Origin of the sequence: Paraglaciecola aquimarina (assembly GCF_032464635.1) — a bacterium.
Classification (GTDB): Bacteria; Pseudomonadota; Gammaproteobacteria; order Enterobacterales; family Alteromonadaceae; genus Paraglaciecola; species Paraglaciecola aquimarina.
In genome coordinates this window covers 4,510,870-4,528,738 of sequence record NZ_JAWDIO010000002.1, presented here as the reverse complement: position 1 = coordinate 4,528,738, position 17,869 = coordinate 4,510,870, and the positions used below count along the sequence as shown (strand labels likewise).

The 17,869-nt window shown below is 41.4% G+C and carries 17 protein-coding genes; 8 read left to right on the top strand and 9 right to left on the bottom strand.

Annotated elements, in window-relative coordinates; genetic code table 11:
- Positions 1 to 68 precede the first annotated feature (68 nt).
- From leuD to leuA, 4 genes are all read right to left on the bottom strand, one after another.
- A complete protein-coding gene (gene leuD, locus RS130_RS22480; protein WP_316027778.1) occupies positions 69 to 686 on the bottom strand; it encodes a 3-isopropylmalate dehydratase small subunit in 618 nt (205 codons plus the stop codon).
- Positions 687 to 705: 19 nt separating this feature from the next.
- Positions 706 to 2,133, bottom strand: a complete 1,428-nt coding sequence (gene leuC / locus RS130_RS22475; protein WP_316027777.1) for a 3-isopropylmalate dehydratase large subunit — start codon at positions 2,131 to 2,133, stop codon at positions 706 to 708.
- Positions 2,134 to 2,268: 135 nt separating this feature from the next.
- Positions 2,269 to 3,357: a 3-isopropylmalate dehydrogenase gene (gene leuB, locus RS130_RS22470; protein WP_316027776.1), complete on the bottom strand. Its 1,089-nt coding sequence runs from the start codon at positions 3,355 to 3,357 to the stop codon at positions 2,269 to 2,271.
- A 6-nt stretch (positions 3,358 to 3,363) separates the two neighbouring features.
- On the bottom strand, positions 3,364 to 4,923 hold the full coding sequence (gene leuA, locus RS130_RS22465) for a 2-isopropylmalate synthase (protein WP_316028127.1): 1,560 nt from the start codon (positions 4,921 to 4,923) through the stop codon (positions 3,364 to 3,366).
- A gap of 567 nt (positions 4,924 to 5,490) precedes the next feature.
- Here leuA and RS130_RS22460 point away from each other — a divergent pair.
- Complete coding sequence (locus tag RS130_RS22460; RefSeq protein ID WP_316027775.1) at positions 5,491 to 6,162, top strand: hypothetical protein; 672 nt, start codon at positions 5,491 to 5,493, stop codon at positions 6,160 to 6,162.
- A gap of 29 nt (positions 6,163 to 6,191) precedes the next feature.
- On the opposite strand, the gene RS130_RS22455 is transcribed toward RS130_RS22460, so the two are convergent.
- Together RS130_RS22455 and RS130_RS22450 are read right to left on the bottom strand one after the other, a co-directional pair.
- Entirely contained in the window at positions 6,192 to 6,614 is a 423-nt protein-coding gene (locus RS130_RS22455) for a helix-turn-helix transcriptional regulator (RefSeq protein WP_316027774.1), read from the bottom strand.
- A gap of 141 nt (positions 6,615 to 6,755) precedes the next feature.
- Positions 6,756 to 8,855: an ATP-binding protein gene (locus RS130_RS22450; RefSeq protein WP_316027773.1), complete on the bottom strand. Its 2,100-nt coding sequence runs from the start codon at positions 8,853 to 8,855 to the stop codon at positions 6,756 to 6,758.
- A 546-nt stretch (positions 8,856 to 9,401) separates the two neighbouring features.
- Between RS130_RS22450 and RS130_RS22445 the strand changes: the two genes are divergently transcribed.
- Positions 9,402 to 10,319: a class I SAM-dependent methyltransferase gene (locus tag RS130_RS22445; protein WP_316027772.1), complete on the top strand. Its 918-nt coding sequence runs from the start codon at positions 9,402 to 9,404 to the stop codon at positions 10,317 to 10,319.
- Between the two features lie 167 nt (positions 10,320 to 10,486).
- On the opposite strand, the gene RS130_RS22440 is transcribed toward RS130_RS22445, so the two are convergent.
- The 3 genes from RS130_RS22440 to RS130_RS22430 all read right to left on the bottom strand — a co-directional run bounded on the left by RS130_RS22440 (position 10,487) and on the right by RS130_RS22430 (position 11,786).
- Entirely contained in the window at positions 10,487 to 10,672 is a 186-nt protein-coding gene (locus tag RS130_RS22440) for an SEC-C metal-binding domain-containing protein (RefSeq protein WP_316027771.1), read from the bottom strand.
- A 105-nt stretch (positions 10,673 to 10,777) separates the two neighbouring features.
- A complete protein-coding gene (locus RS130_RS22435; protein ID WP_316028126.1) occupies positions 10,778 to 11,281 on the bottom strand; it encodes an alpha/beta fold hydrolase in 504 nt (167 codons plus the stop codon).
- Between the two features lie 70 nt (positions 11,282 to 11,351).
- A complete protein-coding gene (locus RS130_RS22430) occupies positions 11,352 to 11,786 on the bottom strand; it encodes an alpha/beta fold hydrolase (RefSeq protein ID WP_316027770.1) in 435 nt (144 codons plus the stop codon).
- A 248-nt stretch (positions 11,787 to 12,034) separates the two neighbouring features.
- Here RS130_RS22430 and RS130_RS22425 point away from each other — a divergent pair, with 248 nt between their 5' ends.
- The 6 genes from RS130_RS22425 (at position 12,035) to RS130_RS22400 (ending at position 17,847) form a co-directional block, all read left to right on the top strand.
- Positions 12,035 to 12,223 carry a CsbD family protein gene (locus RS130_RS22425; protein WP_316027769.1) on the top strand — a complete coding sequence of 63 codons (189 nt, stop codon included), beginning with the start codon at positions 12,035 to 12,037 and terminating at the stop codon, positions 12,221 to 12,223.
- Positions 12,224 to 12,643: 420 nt separating this feature from the next.
- On the top strand, positions 12,644 to 13,213 hold the full coding sequence (locus tag RS130_RS22420; RefSeq protein WP_316027768.1) for a YqaA family protein: 570 nt from the start codon (positions 12,644 to 12,646) through the stop codon (positions 13,211 to 13,213).
- A gap of 1,168 nt (positions 13,214 to 14,381) precedes the next feature.
- A complete protein-coding gene (gene trhO, locus RS130_RS22415; protein ID WP_316027767.1) occupies positions 14,382 to 15,410 on the top strand; it encodes an oxygen-dependent tRNA uridine(34) hydroxylase TrhO in 1,029 nt (342 codons plus the stop codon).
- A 78-nt stretch (positions 15,411 to 15,488) separates the two neighbouring features.
- Positions 15,489 to 15,734: an EF-hand domain-containing protein gene (locus RS130_RS22410; protein WP_316027766.1), complete on the top strand. Its 246-nt coding sequence runs from the start codon at positions 15,489 to 15,491 to the stop codon at positions 15,732 to 15,734.
- Positions 15,735 to 15,868: 134 nt separating this feature from the next.
- Positions 15,869 to 16,741, top strand: coding sequence for a glutathione-dependent disulfide-bond oxidoreductase (gene yghU / locus RS130_RS22405; RefSeq protein ID WP_316027765.1), 873 nt, complete (start codon positions 15,869 to 15,871; stop codon positions 16,739 to 16,741).
- Positions 16,742 to 17,037: 296 nt separating this feature from the next.
- Positions 17,038 to 17,847: a formate/nitrite transporter family protein gene (locus tag RS130_RS22400; protein WP_316027764.1), complete on the top strand. Its 810-nt coding sequence runs from the start codon at positions 17,038 to 17,040 to the stop codon at positions 17,845 to 17,847.
- Positions 17,848 to 17,869 lie beyond the last annotated feature (22 nt).

The following is a 17,869-nucleotide window of genomic DNA, read 5'->3' as shown; positions in this document are numbered from 1 at the left end:
TGATTCTTTGTATTTAAACAAAAAAACGACTCATATGAGTCGTTTTTTTATGGCAAATTGAATGTCGCTTATTGCCAGTTAGGGCGACTGTTTTCAAATGCGCTAATTTGCTCTTCTAATTCTAGGGTCTGACCAATCGCATCTAAACCTTTTAATAAATTCGTCTTGTGTTGCTCTGCAATATCAAAACTAAAACTGAGATCTCCAGTGGAAACCGTTTGTTGCTGCAAATTTATCGTGATTTGAGTAGCAGGCTCTGCGTCAACTAAAGCAAATAACTGATCCATTTGTTCGCTCGTAAGCTGTACCGGCAACAATTGGTTGTTGATACAGTTACCGTAAAATATATCGGCAAAACTGGTGGCAATGAGTACTTTAAAACCGTAGTCATCTAAAGACCAAGGAGCATGTTCACGGCTAGAGCCACAACCAAAGTTTTCACGTACTAACAAAATACTGGCACCTTGATACTCAGGTTTATTTAGCGCGAAATCAGGATTTAATACTTGTTCATGATCGTCTAGGTAACGCCAATCATGGAATAAATGTTTACCGTAACCACTGCGAGTCACAGCCGTTAAAAACTGCTTTGGGATGATTTGGTCGGTATCTACGTTTGCTTGATTCAAAGGCGCAGCTATACCCGTATGTACGTCAATCCCAGCAGGAGATGTTTGAGTTGTCATAAGTCGATCCTTTTGGTTATCAGTCTTGGGCGTTAGGTTGATAGTCACGTACGTCAGCAAAGTGACCAGCTAGTGCTGCTGCGGCTGCCATAGCAGGACTGACTAAATGGGTGCGTGCACCACGGCCTTGGCGGCCCTCAAAGTTACGGTTGCTGGTAGAGGCGCAACGATCGCCATTTTGCAATATGTCGTCGTTCATACCTAGGCACATTGAACAGCCTGGTAAACGCCATTCAAAACCAGCTTCTATAAATATTTTATCTAGTTGTTCAGCTTCAGCTTGTTGTTTTACTGCAACTGAGTAAGGTACGACTATTGCGGTTACACCATTGGCTACTTTACCTTGTTTAGCAATGGCAGCCGCCGCGCGCATATCTTCAATGCGACCATTAGTACAAGAGCCAATAAACACATTGTTAACGCTTAACTCAGATAATTTCTGACCTGGCGTTAAGTCCATATATTTTAAGGCTTTTACTGCTGAATCTTGATCAATAGGATCACTAAAGTCTGTTGCAGCAGGGACAGGTGTGTTGACCCCAATAACTTGCCCTGGGTTCGTACCCCATGTGACCTGTGGGGTGATATCGGCGGCGTTTAATTCAACCACTGAATCAAATATTGCCCCTTCATCCGACACTAAGCCTTTCCAGTAAGTAACGGCCTCTTGCCAATCATCGCCTTTAGGGGCAAATTCACGGCCTTCAAGGTAATCAAAGGTAGTTTGGTCTGGTGCGATTAAACCCGCTTTAGCACCGGCTTCGATACTCATGTTACATACGGTCATACGCTCTTCCATGCTCAAGGCTGAAATGGCTTCACCGCTGTATTCAATCACAAAACCTGTTGCCCCAGCATGTCCTATTTTGCCAATGATGGCCAAAATAATGTCTTTTGCTGTTATGCCAATCGGTAGTGGCCCGTTTACTTTGACTAGCATGCTTTTAGCTTTGGTTTGTTTTAACGTTTGGCTAGCAAATACATGTTCGACTTGAGATGTGCCGATGCCGAAAGCTAAAGAGCCAAATGCACCATGAGTCGCCGTATGAGAGTCTCCGCATACTACTGTCATTCCGGGTTGAATAAGGCCTAGTTCTGGACCCATAACATGGACAATTCCCTGTTTTTGGTGACCAACCGGAAATAACGAAATACCATGTTTTTCACAGTTGTCGGCAAGGGTTTGTAATTGTAGTTTATTGGTAGGGCCGCAGGCATCAATCGCTAAAGAGCGGGTTGAAATACTGTGATCCATAGTGGCAAAAGTGCGCTGCGGGCAACGCACTTTGCGGTTCTTATCATCCAGACCGGCAAAAGCCTGTGGAGAGGTCACTTCATGAATTAAGTGGCGGTCGATGTAGATTAAACCTTCACTGCCAACGGCTGATGAAGTGTTTTTATCAATTACATGGTCTTGCCAAATTTTGTCGTATAAGGTTGTCGCCATTATGCGTACTCTTTTAGTTAATCTGTGGTACCTAGCAACAGTGTAAAAGCTGTTGCTAGGTATTGAATTTTAGTTACTGGCTTAAGTCTTCTTACATTTATTCACTAAGCCATTTATAGCTTAGATATGTTTGACTTAGGCTATTAGCGAAGCAACGTAATCACCAACTTGGCTGGTGCTCTTAGCTTGATCTCTGTTTTCTGGAGTTAATAGCTCACCAGTGAGAATGCCGTCGCTGAGGGTTTTTGTAACGGCTGTGTCAATTGCATCTGCAGCTGCCACTTCGTTTAAGCTAAAACGCAGGAGCATAGACAAAGACAAGATTTGAGCAATTGGGTTAGCAATGCCTTTACCTGCGATATCGGGCGCTGAACCACCTGCAGGCTCGTACATACCATAACCATCACTATTGATACTGGCAGAAGGTAATAATCCCATTGAGCCGGTGATCATAGCGCATTCGTCAGAAATAATGTCACCAAACAGGTTAGAACATAGCATGACGTCGTACTGGCTTGGATCACGGATCAGTTGCATCGCTGCATTATCAATATAAATGTGTTCAAGCTCTACTTCAGGATAGTCTTGAGCGACTTCTTCTGTGACTTCACGCCATAAACGACTGCATACTAATACGTTGGCTTTGTCGACAGAGGTGACTTTCTTGTTGCGTTTCTGCGCGGCTTCAAATGCACTGATAGCGATACGGCGAATTTCTGCACGGGTATAACGCATGGTATCGAATGCAAACTCTTCTTCGCCTTCACCTTCTAGGCCTTTCGGCTGTCCAAAATAAATACCACTGGTTAATTCACGAACAACCAATACATCAAAACCTTTAGCTGCGATGTCTGCTCGCAAAGGCGAGAAGTTTTCTAAGCCTTTATATATTTTGGCTGGGCGTAAATTACTGAATAAATCAAAATGTCCACGTAAGGCAAGCAAAGCAGCACGTTCCGGGCGTTGTTCTAGTGGTAAGTTATCCCACTTAGGGCCACCAATTGAACCAAATAAAATGGCATCAGCGTCTTCACAACCTTTTAGGGTAGCTGGTGGCAGTGCTTGGCCATGATTATCGATGGCAATCCCACCTACGTCATATTCATTTAGCTCAAACTTAAGGTCGAACTTGTTGCTCACTGCGGCTAATACTTTTTTGGCCTCAACCATGACTTCTGGACCGATGCCATCGCCTGCTAATACTGCTAACTTGTAGTCAGACATTCTTTTCTATACCCCTGAAATTTTAACGTTTTGTCTTTTTTGCTGATCGATTTGATCTGCTAAATGTGTATTGTTGAGTACGTAGATAAGGGCTTTTACCCCAGATTCAACTATGTCAGTGGCCAAACCAATACCGTTAAAGCGGCGGCCATTGTACTCGGCTACTACTGATACTTGAGCTAGGGCATTAGCACCTTCGCCTTTTGAGTCGAGTTTAAAGTCAACAATATCTACATTTTCGTGACCTAATACTTTGGTTATCGCATTGTAAGCTGCGTCTACAGGACCATTACCTACTGCTGATTCGGTAATGTCGATGCCTCCAACTTGCATACAAACGGTGGCACTTGGAATGATTTCTTTCCCTGAATTGGCTTGCAAATACTTGAGTTGGTAATATTGCTCTTCTTGTTCTTGCTGACTGAAAAATAATAGTGCTTCTAAATCATAGTCAAATACTTGGCCTTTTTTATCGGCTAATTTAACAAATGCGGCATAAACGGTTTCTAAGTCAAAATCAGCTTCAGCATACCCTAATTCCATTAAACGATGTTTAATCACATGGCGACCAGAGCGAGAGGTCAGATTTAAGTTGTTTTTATTAATGCCGACACTTTCTGGCGTCATAATTTCGTAAGTGTTTTGGCCTTTCAACACGCCATCTTGATGAATGCCCGAAGAATGGCTAAAGGCATTCGCGCCAACAATGGCTTTGTTGGCTTGTACTGGCATGTTACACAAGTTACTGACTAACTTTGAGGTACGAGATATTTCTTGGCTCTTAATATTGGTTTGTAAACCTAAGCGGGCTTCGCGGGTTTGTAATATCATGGCGATTTCTTCTAGCGAACAATTGCCCGCTCGTTCACCTAAACCATTAATCGTGGCTTCTACTTGGCGTGCGCCTTGTTCAACAGCGGCTAAAGAGTTGGCCACAGCTAGCCCTAAGTCATTGTGACAATGTACCGAAATAACCGCCTTGTCGATATTAGGTACGCGGTTAAATAAGTTTTGAATAATGCCACCAAACTCAGTTGGTGTAGTGTATCCAACCGTATCGGGAATATTGACTGTGGTAGCACCTGCATGGATGGCGGCTTCTACCATGCGGCATAAGTAATCAATGTGCGTACGACCAGCGTCTTCGCATGAAAACTCTACGTCGTCGGTATATTTGCAAGCATGCTTAACCGCTCTGACGGCCATTTCTACAACTTGATCTTGTGATTTACGTAGTTTGGTATTGACATGAATGTCTGAGGTGGCGATGAAAGTGTGAATGCGGAAATGTTCCGCCACGCTTAAGGATTCTCCACAGGCGTCTATATCTTTCGCTAATGCACGAGACAAGCCACAGACGGTCGCATTTTTAACTTCACGAGCGATGGCTCGCACCGATTCGAAATCTCCTGGTGATGACACCGGGAAGCCTGCTTCTATAATATCTACACCTAAACGCTCAAGCGCCAGAGCAATTTTCAGTTTCTCTTTAACGCTTAAACTGGCAGGTAGGGCTTGTTCGCCGTCCCGCAAGGTGGTGTCAAAAATCTTAACCTTGGCTAGTATTAACCCCGTTAGACATAACTTCTCCTTAATGTGCTCTGTTGATTGAGTGTGAAATAAATGAAAAATACATACAAAAAAACCCGTGCTTAGCACGGGTTTTTGTAAATGCGTTACGCTTGCTTACAACCTACCCGTGCAGTCTTGCTGCCAGCAGGAGTGATAGAGTAATAAAAGCGTATTTCATGTTTTAAATTCTTTAAAAAGTAAACGTACAATTTATAAGTGTATTTGTAACGCGGAAGGGGCTTAAGGTCAACTGCCGTTTGTCCTAAAGCATATAACTTAAAAGTATAAAATTAAATTTTTGGCCAAATTTGGCGTATATCGATACTGTCGTTTAAAAATTGAGCAAATTTATCATTCGCTATAGTTTTGCTCTGCCCTATCACCGTCCCTTTGTTGGTTTCTCAGTTGAGTGAAAATTCATGACCCAAAAATAGGTAGGGTGCTTAAGAAATTGAGTACATTTACTCATGGTAGTCAATTCGCCAGAAACTAACATTACAGGGCGTCATGATTTAAACCGACAGGTTTAGATAGAGTCAATCAAATTAAAAAGGAAGTGCTATGTTTAATTTTAAGAAGGTTGGAGCGATTAGCATTGTTTTGGTTTTGATGAGTAGTTGTGTTTCAGGGATCCTTAACGTCGACCAAGATCGTTACAGTGCGGGTACATCATTGGATATGCTGCCAAGTAAAGTTATTCTCGGTCCGCCTGATGGGGATCGGTTTGGTACTTTGTATGCCCCTGTATTTGTCACCGATGACACGGCTTTTGATTTGGGACGCGCGATTAGAATAGGTGAGCGCGCCGAATTTAAAACAGACCCAGAACACGCTGTGCCAGATCGTTATCAGATCGTGTGGACGGGCTCTCGGGAATCAATAGGTCGAGTTGTAACGAACATTATTTTTCGGGATGAGCAAGGAGATGAAGCGGTACGTGTTAGATACGAGTTGAATAGAATTGATGTGGTTTGGGGGGATGATGTGGGAATTGGTTACGCCACCTTACAACCAAATTTACCTCATGAAATACGTGTAGTATTAGATATGAATGGTGGGCATTCGGCAGGGTATGCTGCAAACGTCACTATTACTCAGGGAGACGAAGTAATATTAGAACGCAATAATCTGGATTTTATTGATTCTGCTTTCAGGCGACTAGATGTCGTAGAGGTGCGTACGCAAACTAATTATGACATAAAAGATCTGATTGCCATTACCCTACAAGATTAAAGTAGAAGGTTGCTGAGTTTTGAAGCGCGTTATTTTGCTGAGCAATCCGAAAGCCAAGGTTCGTTTTGCACTCTAAGTAAGGCTTCAACACGATTGTCGACATTCAGTTTACTTAATATGGATGATACATGGTTTTCGACAGTACGATTAGAACGGGACAGTGAGGTTGCTATCTCATGGTTACTCGCGCCAGTCATGAGTAAGGCTAACACTTGTTGTTCTTTGTTTGTTAAACCAATGGGGTGCTGACGGGTTTTAGAATAAGGGCCTCGACGAACTCTAGGCAAAATATGGGCAAATCCTTGCTGAGTGGCTGTCATCCGGATCCAGCGTAAGGCTGCTTTTGCACTGATTTTTTCAAAAATATGCCATGCGTTTAGCAAGTTCTCTTGCCTTTCATTTATATTACTTGTAGGGGCGTGTAATAGGCTTAACCCAGCGTCAAATGGCATACCAAGGGCTTGCCACGCTGCAAAAGCTCCTAGATTATTATCCTTAAGCTCTAATTGATAGGGTTTTGGTAATGAATGCAGTAGCAGCTTATCGGTAGTTAAATTGAAGCGTTTTTGCCAAATGTTTAATTCCCCAAGTTGTCAGGTGTTGAGCACCGATTTTGGCAATTGACTTAGCCAATTAAGGTGATTGTTAGCCTTGCTAGATTGCGTAATATCTGCAGAAAGCCAAAAATGCTCGATTAAGGCAAACCTTGCTGGGATCATGTACTGGTATTCATTGGTTGATTCGGCATCTTCTAATGCTCGACAAAGCAAGTCATGGCTATCTGAGGTGGCTAAACGGGAGCTTACTCGGCCAAGTACGATTAACGACGGGAGCTTCATTAATAAGGTTTGATTATCAATTTGTTGCACCCCTGAGGCAATCGTTTGTGCATCGATTAGGCGTCCTTGTTCTTGGCGTAATAGTGCTTGCAATCCAACTAGGTAGTAGGTCCACGAGTCTAAATCATGAGCAATATCATATTGAATCCCTTTAGTGGTTAGCGCTTCTGCCATGTCGAGCTTTTTGAATCGAATACAATAGTCAGAAAAATTCGTGTATACACGGGCTACGTCTTCATGCAATCCATTTTGTTCGGCGATGACTAAGCTTTGTTCGAGTAATGTTTCGCCTTCGGTGTTTCCTTGCATCACGAGTGCAGAACCAATGTTATTTAAGGCATGAGCTTTAATCGTTGGGCTAGAAAATTGTTCGGCTAACGCTAAGGCTTTGTTGCCCCAAAATATTGCATCATCTGTTCTTTCGTTCAGCATGTCTAATTGAGAACGCATAGAGTATGCCATGGCTAAGCCATTTGAGGCAGGAATGGATTCAAAGGTTTGAATTGCTTCAGTAGCGTATCGTTCGGCTTTTTCTGCTTGCCCTTGGTACCAGTACAAACGTGATAGGGAGCGTAGATTTTCTCCGACTTTATCGAATCTTCCTAGTGCCCGCCATAAGCTAATTGCATGACGCCTAGCATCGATGACTGATTGATCCATATGCGTTGTTAGCCCTACTTCATAAGCCCAGTCTTGATGCAGGCTAGCGGCAAGCTCAGTATCGGCATACTCAACAAAACTAAGGGCTTTGCTATAAAATGAAGCGGCTTCTTTATGTGCACCTAAAGCGGCAGCATTCGCCGCGGCAATAGGGGCATACTTGAGCACACACTTTTCATCGAGTGCGCCCACACCGTGATGCACAAGCCAAGCTGAGTCGGTACTTAGCAATGTTTGCTCTAGGCATTGTAATATCCGCTTATGCCCGGATTTTTGTTGGTGTGCAGGTTGATTGTCCAAAATTGCCAGTCTAACTAGTTCATGTCTAAATCGAAAAACTTGGTTTGGATCGCACTGCAATAGTTTTCGAGCCACACATGCCATGGCGAATGAGTCACCATTTTCACCAAAAAGAGCGTGGATCAGGGTGACGGGAATACTATATGGAATAAGGCTCAACAGCTGAATTAGTTGACATTCTCCTTGGGCTAAATTTTGCACGCGACTACCTATTGCTTCTTTAATTGATAGAGGAATAAGTGGCTGATTTACTTGTTTGTTTGCTAACAGCTCAGTGACAAAGAAAGGATTACCGTTTGTAATTCTATGTAAATTGTCTGGGTCGTAGTGGCTTTTTTGACTCAACTTAGCGACTGACTCTTTTCCTAGAGGAGTCAGACAGATCCGCTTTGTGTGGGCCGAGGGCAGCAGCGTTAGCACTGAGCGCAAAGGGTGACTTTGCGAAATCTCATCATCGCGATAACTTAAACATAATAAACAGGGCAAAAACGAAATCCTCCTAACCAAGTATTTGATTAAATCCAAACTGGCATTGTCTGCCCAATGAACATCTTCAATGACTAAAATGGTGGGTTTTGTTAGATGGCTGATGGCTTGATAAAAACTAGCAAAGATTATGTTCGGTGTAGCACAGCTTTCAAGTTGACAAAGTAATGTAGGAGAAAATATTTGCGCAAAATCATAAATAGGTGCATAGGGGCGTGGGGTAAATAGTGGGTCACACCCCGACCAATGCATGTCTATTGTGGTATCTATCTGCAAGCGTATATGTTCAAGCAGTGTGGTTTTGCCTATGCCTGCTTCACCACTAAGCAATAGAATTTTTCCAGATTTTGGCATAGTTTCGATACAGTTAAATATTTCACTAAGTGCCGTTTCACGTTCTAAAAGCATGGAGGTTACCTATGTTCTTACGACGTCCACTTACTGACAATTTAAGCCAATTCGGTCAGAAAAACAGTGTTTTTTAAAAAACAGGTAGTCTTTGTCAAAAAGTGAGTACTAAGGTTAAATGCTTATGGGCTTATTATTAACAATATTGATCTCATACTGGTAAAAATGTCGATTTGTACATGATTTGTGCATAACGAAGGGAGAATTAAGCGCTTTGGTGGCTATAGGCCACAGCTAAAAAATAGGGGACTGGTAGTTCATTTTGGTTTATATTTTTGACCTATATTAGTTGTGTTTAATTTTTGATTGTTCGATGTAATCTGTTGTTTTTATTAAATATACCGAATAATTCTGCATTTAAAACTGACTTAAATATGCGGCGTTATACAAAAATCACCCAGCATGCTGGACTCGAATTACCGACATATAAAGTGCTTGTCAGGTGGGCGAGATTCATTAACAATTAATGAAATTTTAATGATGCCTTAAATGTTTGGTAGCTAATCTATCCAGATATTTGAGCGTTAGCTCAACATGAGAGTGAAGATGAATATAGTTTCTGAAGTGCTAAAAGGTTTTTATGTAATAAAGTACCTATGCAAAAACTCATTTTCAAAGCAGGAACTAGTAAGAGTTCCTGAGCCCAATACAATTACTACTAGCGAAGAAGACGTCAGGGAATATTCCAAGGTTATGAACACCAATATGAGTAGCATTTATGCGATGTTGCTCAATGTTGCTAAGCAAGTTAAAGGGGATAAACAAATAGACCATTGCTTGGATCTTTGTTCTGGTCCAGGGCGCCTTACCGTCTTTTTGCATCAACAGTTGCATATGAAAAAAACAACTGGTGTGGATCTGTCAGATAGAATGATAGACATTGCCAACAGCCATGCTGAAGAGGTCAACGAACAGGATAATGTGACTTTTTGTAAGAGTAATATTATGGATCTAAAAGATTTTGAGAATGACTCTTTTGACCTAGTGACTTTTGCAGACGGAGCCCATCATCTAGATACCATAAAAGACGTAAGGCGAGTATTAGAAGAAGCCCAGCGAGTATGCCGTCCTGACGGTGCAATTGTTTTACTTGATCCAATTAGGCAAAAAACTAAATCACTAACCGAACTTTACTTGAAAGTGTCTGGTAAGGATTACTTGGACCAAGGTCTTAATCATTTTTATGAACAATTCAGAGATTCAATGTACGCGGCGTGGACAACATCTGAGTTAAAAGAGTCGATACCAGAAAACTCTGATAACAGATGGTTTCATATTGTACCTAACGGGCTCAAATTGTTTCAATTAGTGATTGGCGTGCCTAGAGAACAAGCTGAATTGTTGACGCACGCACCAATCAGTGCGAGTGAAATCAAAAAAATTATTCCCGAGAAATACCATATGGACTATATGTTTCTCAATCTCAGCTTTAAAGGGGCTAAGGTTATTGAGATCAGCAAATAACAGACAGTGGTGAGTATAAGTTGACAGAATGCTAGAGGTAGCAGCACCTCTAGCAAATAAATAAGTCGGTTTTTTTATTTCATACTGATTAGCAGCAGGCAATAGCAGAATACGTCGCTTATTTTTGTGGTTCCTTCTGTATAGTTTATCTATAGGCAAAAGTGTTGTTAGGCATTTTTTCCACAGCACTTTTTGTACTTGAGGCCATTTCCACAAATACATGGATCGTTACGGCCAACTTTGGGAGTGGCTCGTATAATTGGTGTTTGGGGAGGGCAACAGCTTGTGTTAGTACAAGTCGTTGTTTTACTGTTGTTACTTTTGCCAGTAAAGCTGTCATTTTTATCAGTCATTGTCTTTTCAATCCTACTTCTACAATACTTCTGTTGTGTGGTCTTAGACCAGTCTAACTGAATTTAATTAAGAGGTTAATCTAATCGAGCAACAAGTCAAAACAGCTAACATGCAGTTGTTTTACTATGTCCGGCTAAATTAAGAAATTCTATTACCTTATTGTTAACCAAATCGGCTTGATCTACGGTGATGAAATGGCCGCTGTCAGAAACAATTTCAGCCTGCACACAAGGTAACAAAGACTTTGCGCGATCGACGCTTTGCTGGTTATTAAATAAGTCTTGATCACCTGCCAGAAACAATATTGGCATGGTTAGTGAGGCTAGTTGCTCATCTGTGAAGGGGGTCATATCCATTAATAATGGGGAAATAGAGGCTGTTTTGACGGTTCGATAAAAATGGTCAATATAGGTTTGATCAATACCTTGCACATTGCTAGATAGGGTTTTTAATATATCGCTTAATGCGTCTCGTTGCGGATCTAAAGCAAATAATATGTTCTCTATAATATCCATATTAAAGTCAAGCCAAGTAAAGGTTTGTGCAGGGCTTAGTAAGACTAGTTGTTCGATTTTGTCTGGCTGACTGAGTGCCAAATTAGTTGCAATCCAACCTCCTTGGGATGCGCCTATCAGTGTTACTTTCTCTAATTTAAGCGCTGCAAAAATTTCAAAGTACTCAGGTTGTTAGATTGTCAATGGATGGGTTGACATCTCCTAATGTAGATTGCCCTTGGCCTAAAATATCATCAATAGCATACACTCTATAATTGTTTGATAGCGCTTTAACATTGGGGTACCACATAGTTGCATCTGCGTTCATTCCATGAAGTAAGAATAGGGGTTTTCCATCCGCCGGACCTGAAACAATAATATGCGCTTTTCCGATAGATGTTGGCAAACGCAATTCGCGATAAGGGGTGTCCCATAGAGTAAGTACGCGGTTGTAGAGTTCGTCATCTTTAAGGTTTACAGCTTTTTGCGTAAGTAGTTTTTGGTACTCAGCGTTTTTGTCTGGCAGTCCGTGAGTTCGGGTAATTTCGTCGTCAAATTGCGCTCGTTCACACCCTATTAATAATAATACTGCTGTAAATAATGGTAGACCTTTCTTCAAGATAACTCTCTTTTTTCAAAAATGAGCATGAATACTATCCATCACCAAAGCAATTAACAATAGGCTTGATTAATCAATTGACAGGACTCGGTACAAATTGCACGTAACTCTGTAATAACTACATACCTAATTGTATTTATAGGTAATGCTTGTTAATAAAACTGTTATTTTTCAACATTTTAATTGATGGCACAGGTTTCGCTTCTGGTTCAGGTGAGTATTAACCCAACACCTAAACAGGAGTTATCATGAACAAAGAAATAGCAAAAGGTAAATGGAATCAGCTAAGTGGCTCAATCCAAAAAAAGTGGGGAAAATTGAGCAATGATGAAGTTGCCGAAATAGACGGAGAATTCGATCTTTTCTACGGCAAAATGCAAGAAAAGTATGGAATGAGTAAAGAGCAAGCTGAAAAGGCTTTCGATGAGCTTGGCTAAATCAAAGGACTGATAGCTTTACAGTATCAAATTAAAACTTAGTGACGCTTATCAACACAGCTGTTAGCAACCTTGGCGCTGTAATTTCCCTTCATCGTCAAGGTGTGAATGCCAATCCATATTGATGAGTGATCTTTTTGACTGTATCCAGCGGATTTTGATCGAGGCATCGGTGTGAAGGAATGGTTGTTCAGTTGCAAATACCGAGAACCTAGGGCAAAAGCCGCTGGTGCATTGCTTTCAGGCGAGTGTTAAGTGCACTTTATGTGTGTTGCTCGAGCTCGATGGAATGTAGCTCTTTACTATTAACTCGTGATTAATTCAAACAGTTAAGCCTTGATCACGCACATGTAAAGTCTCGCTTAACTGCGTTTGTAATACCGAACATTAGAAAGTGCCTATCGCCAATTCAGGGGTAACATGATTCATTATTTGCAAAACAAAACTAAACAACTTGTGGATTCACCCAAGCTTTTTGGGGTGTTAATGATAATGTCATTCTTAGAATCAATCATTGTACCTATCCCCTTAGAAACTATATTAATTCCTTTGATGCAAGCAAAGCGCAAGAGTATATGGTTACTGGCCTTTTGGGCGACTGTTGGGTGTGTGCTGGGAGCGATAGTTGGCTATTTAGTGGGATATTTTTTGTTTGAGACATTCTCCGAACAAATCGCAAGTTGGTTCTCTGATCCGCAGCAGCTAAAAGAAGTCACAGAGCAAATGCAAGTCAAAGGATTTTGGTATGTGCTGTCGATTGGTCTGGTGCCAATACCTTTCCAAATTGCCATGTTAGCTGCAGGGGCTGCAAAATATTCTTTCGTGATGTTTATTGTCGCTACGTTTATTGCCCGCTCACTACGATATTTTGGACTTGCCTTACTCGTCAAGCTAGTAGGAAATCAAGCCGAAGCGCTATTTAAGAAATACAAGTTGCCGACCACGATCGGTATCACCCTAATAGTTGGTATTGTTTGGTTTGCTTCTTGAAGCTAACGACAAAAGTCATTTCCCCCCAATTGAGACACCCATGATAACCAACTTATAACAATGCCTTTGAAATCAAGGCGATGCCTCTAAAACTAAAAGGTTATTCCCGCCGCCGTAATAGTAGTTACTATTAACGCTCTACTTGATTGACGAACTGAGCTGGCGTCTCACTTAAGCCAAAGATATGGATCCGTGCTAAAAACATGCAGGGATGACGAATACAGCCTGATCATTTGGCAATATTGTTTGAAATCAGCCAGTCCTCCAATTGAGACACCCATGATAACCAACTTATAACAATGCCTTTGAAATCAAGGCGGTGCCTATAAAACTAAAAGGTTATTCCGCCGCGGTAATAGTAGTTACTGTTAACGCTCTACTTGATTGATGAACTGAGCTGGCGTCTCACTTAAGCCAAAGATATGGATCCCTGCTAAAAACATGCAGGGATGACGAATACAGCCTGATCATTTGGCAATATTGTTTGAAATCAGCCAGTCCTCCAATTGAGACACCCATGATAACCAACTTATAACAATGCCTTTGAAATCAAGGCGGTGCCTATAAAACTAAAAGGTTATTCCGCCGCGGTAATAGTAGTTACTGTTAACGCTCTACTTGATTGATGAACTGAGCTGGCGTCTCACTTAAGCCAAAGATATGGATCCCTGCTAACAACATGCAGGGATGACGAATACAGCCTGATCATTTGGCAATATTGTTCGAAATCAGCCCGTCCTCCAATTGAGACACCCATGATCAAACCAACGACACCTAATTAATCCCCCCATGGTTAAACCAACAAATTTGAATAAACTCATTGAGCGTCTCGACAAAACTCATTGGTGTTTGTTTTATTTTGCAATGGCGAGTTCAAGGTTTGCAAACAATGTAGATGTACAAACGCTTAGCGTTGTGAGCGAAGCTCATGCTTTGTGCACGCAGGTCGTAGGTGAAAGAATTAAGTCATTCTTGGGTTTAAAAAAGTGCATGCTGTATTCTGCAGCGATGTTAAGTTTTTGGATGTTTGGCACGTGTAGCGTAATCTCTTCAGGGTAACCCTAATAAAAATATGGTTATTAACTAGCCAATTAAAAACACTTTTGGTAAAGTACCGCGCTCTTTTTTTGCTCTGGGATTACGCCCCAACTTCGCAAGGTAGTTAAATATGTCTAAACAATCGCCGACTGTGCAGTCAAACAACACAAAATTTGTAGTGTGCGCCTTATATAAATTTGTTTCATTAGAAAACTTTGAAGCGCTACGCCAACCCTTACTCCAGTTTATGGAGTCCAATAACATTAAAGGTACGTTACTGTTAGCCCATGAAGGGATAAACGGTACTGTGTCTGGTACCCGCGAAAGTATTGACGCCTTATTGGCTTGGTTAAATGCTGATGAGCGCCTTAACCCTATTTCTACTAAAGAATCTTTGGATGACACCCAGCCGTTTCATCGCACTAAAGTTAAACTCAAAAAAGAGATCGTTACGTTGGGCGTTGAAGGCATAGATCCGCTAAAAACAGTGGGGACTTATGTTAAACCTAAAGACTGGAATGCATTGATTTCTGACCCCGAAGTATTGCTGATTGATACGCGTAATGACTACGAAATAGAAATAGGGACTTTTCAAAATGCAGTCAACCCAAAAACCGATTCGTTTAGAGAGTTTCCGCAGTACGTTAAAGACAATCTTGATCCGGCCAAGCATAAAAAAGTGGCGATGTTCTGTACTGGTGGAATACGCTGTGAAAAATCAACTGCTTACATGAAAGAGCAGGGCTTTGATGAAGTGTTCCATCTTGAAGGCGGCATATTGCAATATTTAGAAGACGTGCCTAAAGATGACACTATGTGGGAGGGGGATTGTTTTGTGTTTGATAATCGAGTGGCGGTGAATCATGACTTAGAAAAAAGTGATTACGATCAATGTTATGCCTGCCGGCTACCCATCACCGAGGAAGATAAACTAAGCGATGTATTTGAAGCTGGTGTGAGTTGTCCTAAATGCCATGGCACACACAGTGAAGAACAAATTAAACGTTTTCGTGAACGAGAAAAACAGGTCAATTTGGCTAAAGAGCGTAACGAAGAACATTTAGGTTTAGAGGCTCGAAAAGCAATAAAATTGAGGCGCCAACAAAAAGGAGCGGCTCGTAGAGCACAACGAACCGCTTTAGGTAAATCGAACGGCTAGTTTACGCTACAGAATATCAATAGACACCTACTCCTAATACGGGGTAGACTTAAACTATTGAAACAAAGTTGAAAAGTTATGACTGATAAAAAATTAACACCAGAACAGATTGCTGAAGCCCGTAAAGAATTCGATTTTTTTGATGCCGATGGTAATGGCCAGATTGGACTTACAGAGTTTATTGAACTGTTAACGGTACTGTCACCAAAAACAAAAGCAAGTCATGTGGAAGAAGGATTTGGCTTAATTGATAAGAACCATGATGGCTCTATTGATTTTGATGAATTTTTGGTTTGGTGGCAACAATCTTGGTGGGAATATTAGTTCTTACAGATGTAAATATTGATTTTTAATTGGAAGCCCAAATAGCAGTATTTGGGCTTTTTTTATGAGCCTGAAATTTTTTCTTTATTTTAACGTACTCCATATTCACCTATTAAATGAGAGCAAATAAATTTATGACAGACACTCGTTATACGCCACCTAAGGTATGGACTTGGGATGAGGCTAGTGGCGGCCAATTCGCTAAAATCAATCGTCCAGTTTCTGGGGCTACCCATGATAAAGTCCTCCCTCAAGGGCAGCATCCATTTCAACTATATTCACTCGCCACACCTAATGGTGTGAAAGCGACCGTGATGTTAGAAGAGTTATTAGAGGCTGGTATTTCAGAGGCTGAATATGATGCTTACCTGATTAATATTGGTGAAGGTGATCAGTTCTCTTCGGGTTTTGTAGATGTTAACCCTAATTCTAAAATTCCGGCATTAGTTGATAAGTCTGGCGACAATAGTGTGAATGTATTTGAGTCCGCTTCAATTTTGGTGCATTTAGCAGAAAAGTTTGGTCGATTTTTACCCAAGCAAGGTAATGCTCGCACGCAAACCTTCAATTGGTTGTTTTGGGCGCAAGGCGCGGCCCCATTTTTAGGGGGAGGATTTGGTCATTTTTATGCGTACGCACCCGAAAAGTTTGAATACCCCATTAATCGTTACACAATGGAAGCTAAGCGCCAATTAGATGTGTTAGATAAACAATTAGCTAACAATACTTATATAGTCGGTGAAGACTATAGTATTGCTGATATGGCTATTTGGCCGTGGTACGGGGTGTTAGTTCGAGGCGGTTTATATGAAGCGGCTGAATTCTTACAAGTAAAAGACTATAAAAATGTACTACGTTGGGCTAATCAAGTGGCACAGCGCCCTGCCGTTAAGCGGGGCATAAAAGTCAATCGAGCTTGGGGTGAGTTAAGTGAGCAATTACATGAGCGACACGCTGCCAGTGACTTTGTTGAGCAAACACAAGATAAGCGCGAGGCAGCAAAATAGTGCATTGAATAACCCAGTTAACAACGCACCTAAAAAGTGCGTTTTTTACTTATCTGCATGATAACAGCGCTATACCTATCGTCCACTGCTAGGATTAGCTAATAAAAACAGTAGTTTGCGTTTTGGTTCGGATTTTGCAAAGAACTAAATGAATCAAGGTCAACGCTGACTTAAAATAAAAGATTCAACGGATAACGGCGTCCATCCACTCACTTGAGTTTTCAGGTGAGTGGATGGGCGCTTTTTTTTGTTTTAAAAACGTCAAGAACAGATAAACACATAAAAGAGGTGCGGTAATGTCCTATTTAGAACCAAGCGAATTTGCCACTAAAATGGTCGACGCGGGTGAACAAAAAATATTCATGTCTACCAAAGACACGTTAGTCAGAGCATTTATGGCAGGTGCCATACTTGCCTTAGCTGCATTTTTTGCCATCACAGTCATTATAAAAACAGGTAGTCCAATTCTTGGAGCTGTGCTTTTCCCCGTCGGTTTCATCATGCTCTATCTAATGAAGTTTGATTTGTTAACCGGCGTATTTACCTTAGTACCTTTAGCCGTTATTGATAAACGCCCAGGGTGTACCGTACAAGGTATGTTGCGCAATTGGGGGTTGGTGTTTTGTGGAAACTTTGCAGGGGCATTGACCACGGCATTTTTTGCATCTTTTATACTGACCTACGGTTATCAAATTGATGGCGGGGTCATCGCTGAAAAAGTGGCGTCAATTGGTGAATCTAGAACATTGGGTTATAAAGAGCAAGGTGTTGGCGGCTGGTTTACTATCTTCATTCGCGGCATGTTGTGTAACTGGATGGTTTCTATGGGCGTGGTGGGTGCTATGATTTCCACTTCTGCCGGTGCTAAAATTGCCGCTATGTGGATGCCTATCATGCTGTTCTTCTTCATGGTGTTCGAACACTCAATTGTGAATATGTTTTTGTTCCCATTCTCAATGATCATGGGTGGTGAGTTTGCTGTTTCTGATTACTTGATCTGGAATGAAATTCCAACAGCATTGGGTAACTTATTCGGTGGTTTCTTGTTGGTTGGGTTACCCATTTACCTTACTCACGTGCGTGAGTCTAAAGCTCGCAACGCTTAATGTTTATTTAACCAAGCTCTAA

Bases quoted from the DNA above. Each gene is read 5' to 3' on its own strand.
- RS130_RS22450 (WP_316027773.1), bottom strand. From the start codon at position 8,855: ATGCTTTTAGAACGTGAAACGGCACTTAGTGAAATATTTAACTGTATC.
- RS130_RS22455 (WP_316027774.1), bottom strand. From the start codon at position 6,614: ATGCCATTTGACGCTGGGTTAAGCCTATTACACGCCCCTACAAGTAAT.
- RS130_RS22460 (WP_316027775.1), top strand. From the start codon at position 5,491: ATGTTTAATTTTAAGAAGGTTGGAGCGATTAGCATTGTTTTGGTTTTG.
- trhO (WP_316027767.1), top strand. From the start codon at position 14,382: ATGTCTAAACAATCGCCGACTGTGCAGTCAAACAACACAAAATTTGTA.
- RS130_RS22410 (WP_316027766.1), top strand. From the start codon at position 15,489: ATGACTGATAAAAAATTAACACCAGAACAGATTGCTGAAGCCCGTAAA.
- leuC (WP_316027777.1), bottom strand. From the start codon at position 2,133: ATGGCGACAACCTTATACGACAAAATTTGGCAAGACCATGTAATTGAT.
- RS130_RS22440 (WP_316027771.1), bottom strand. From the start codon at position 10,672: ATGACTGATAAAAATGACAGCTTTACTGGCAAAAGTAACAACAGTAAA.
- RS130_RS22420 (WP_316027768.1), top strand. From the start codon at position 12,644: ATGATTCATTATTTGCAAAACAAAACTAAACAACTTGTGGATTCACCC.
- leuB (WP_316027776.1), bottom strand. From the start codon at position 3,357: ATGTCTGACTACAAGTTAGCAGTATTAGCAGGCGATGGCATCGGTCCA.
- RS130_RS22400 (WP_316027764.1), top strand. From the start codon at position 17,038: ATGTCCTATTTAGAACCAAGCGAATTTGCCACTAAAATGGTCGACGCG.
- RS130_RS22425 (WP_316027769.1), top strand. From the start codon at position 12,035: ATGAACAAAGAAATAGCAAAAGGTAAATGGAATCAGCTAAGTGGCTCA.
- RS130_RS22445 (WP_316027772.1), top strand. From the start codon at position 9,402: ATGAATATAGTTTCTGAAGTGCTAAAAGGTTTTTATGTAATAAAGTAC.
- leuD (WP_316027778.1), bottom strand. From the start codon at position 686: ATGACAACTCAAACATCTCCTGCTGGGATTGACGTACATACGGGTATA.
- yghU (WP_316027765.1), top strand. From the start codon at position 15,869: ATGACAGACACTCGTTATACGCCACCTAAGGTATGGACTTGGGATGAG.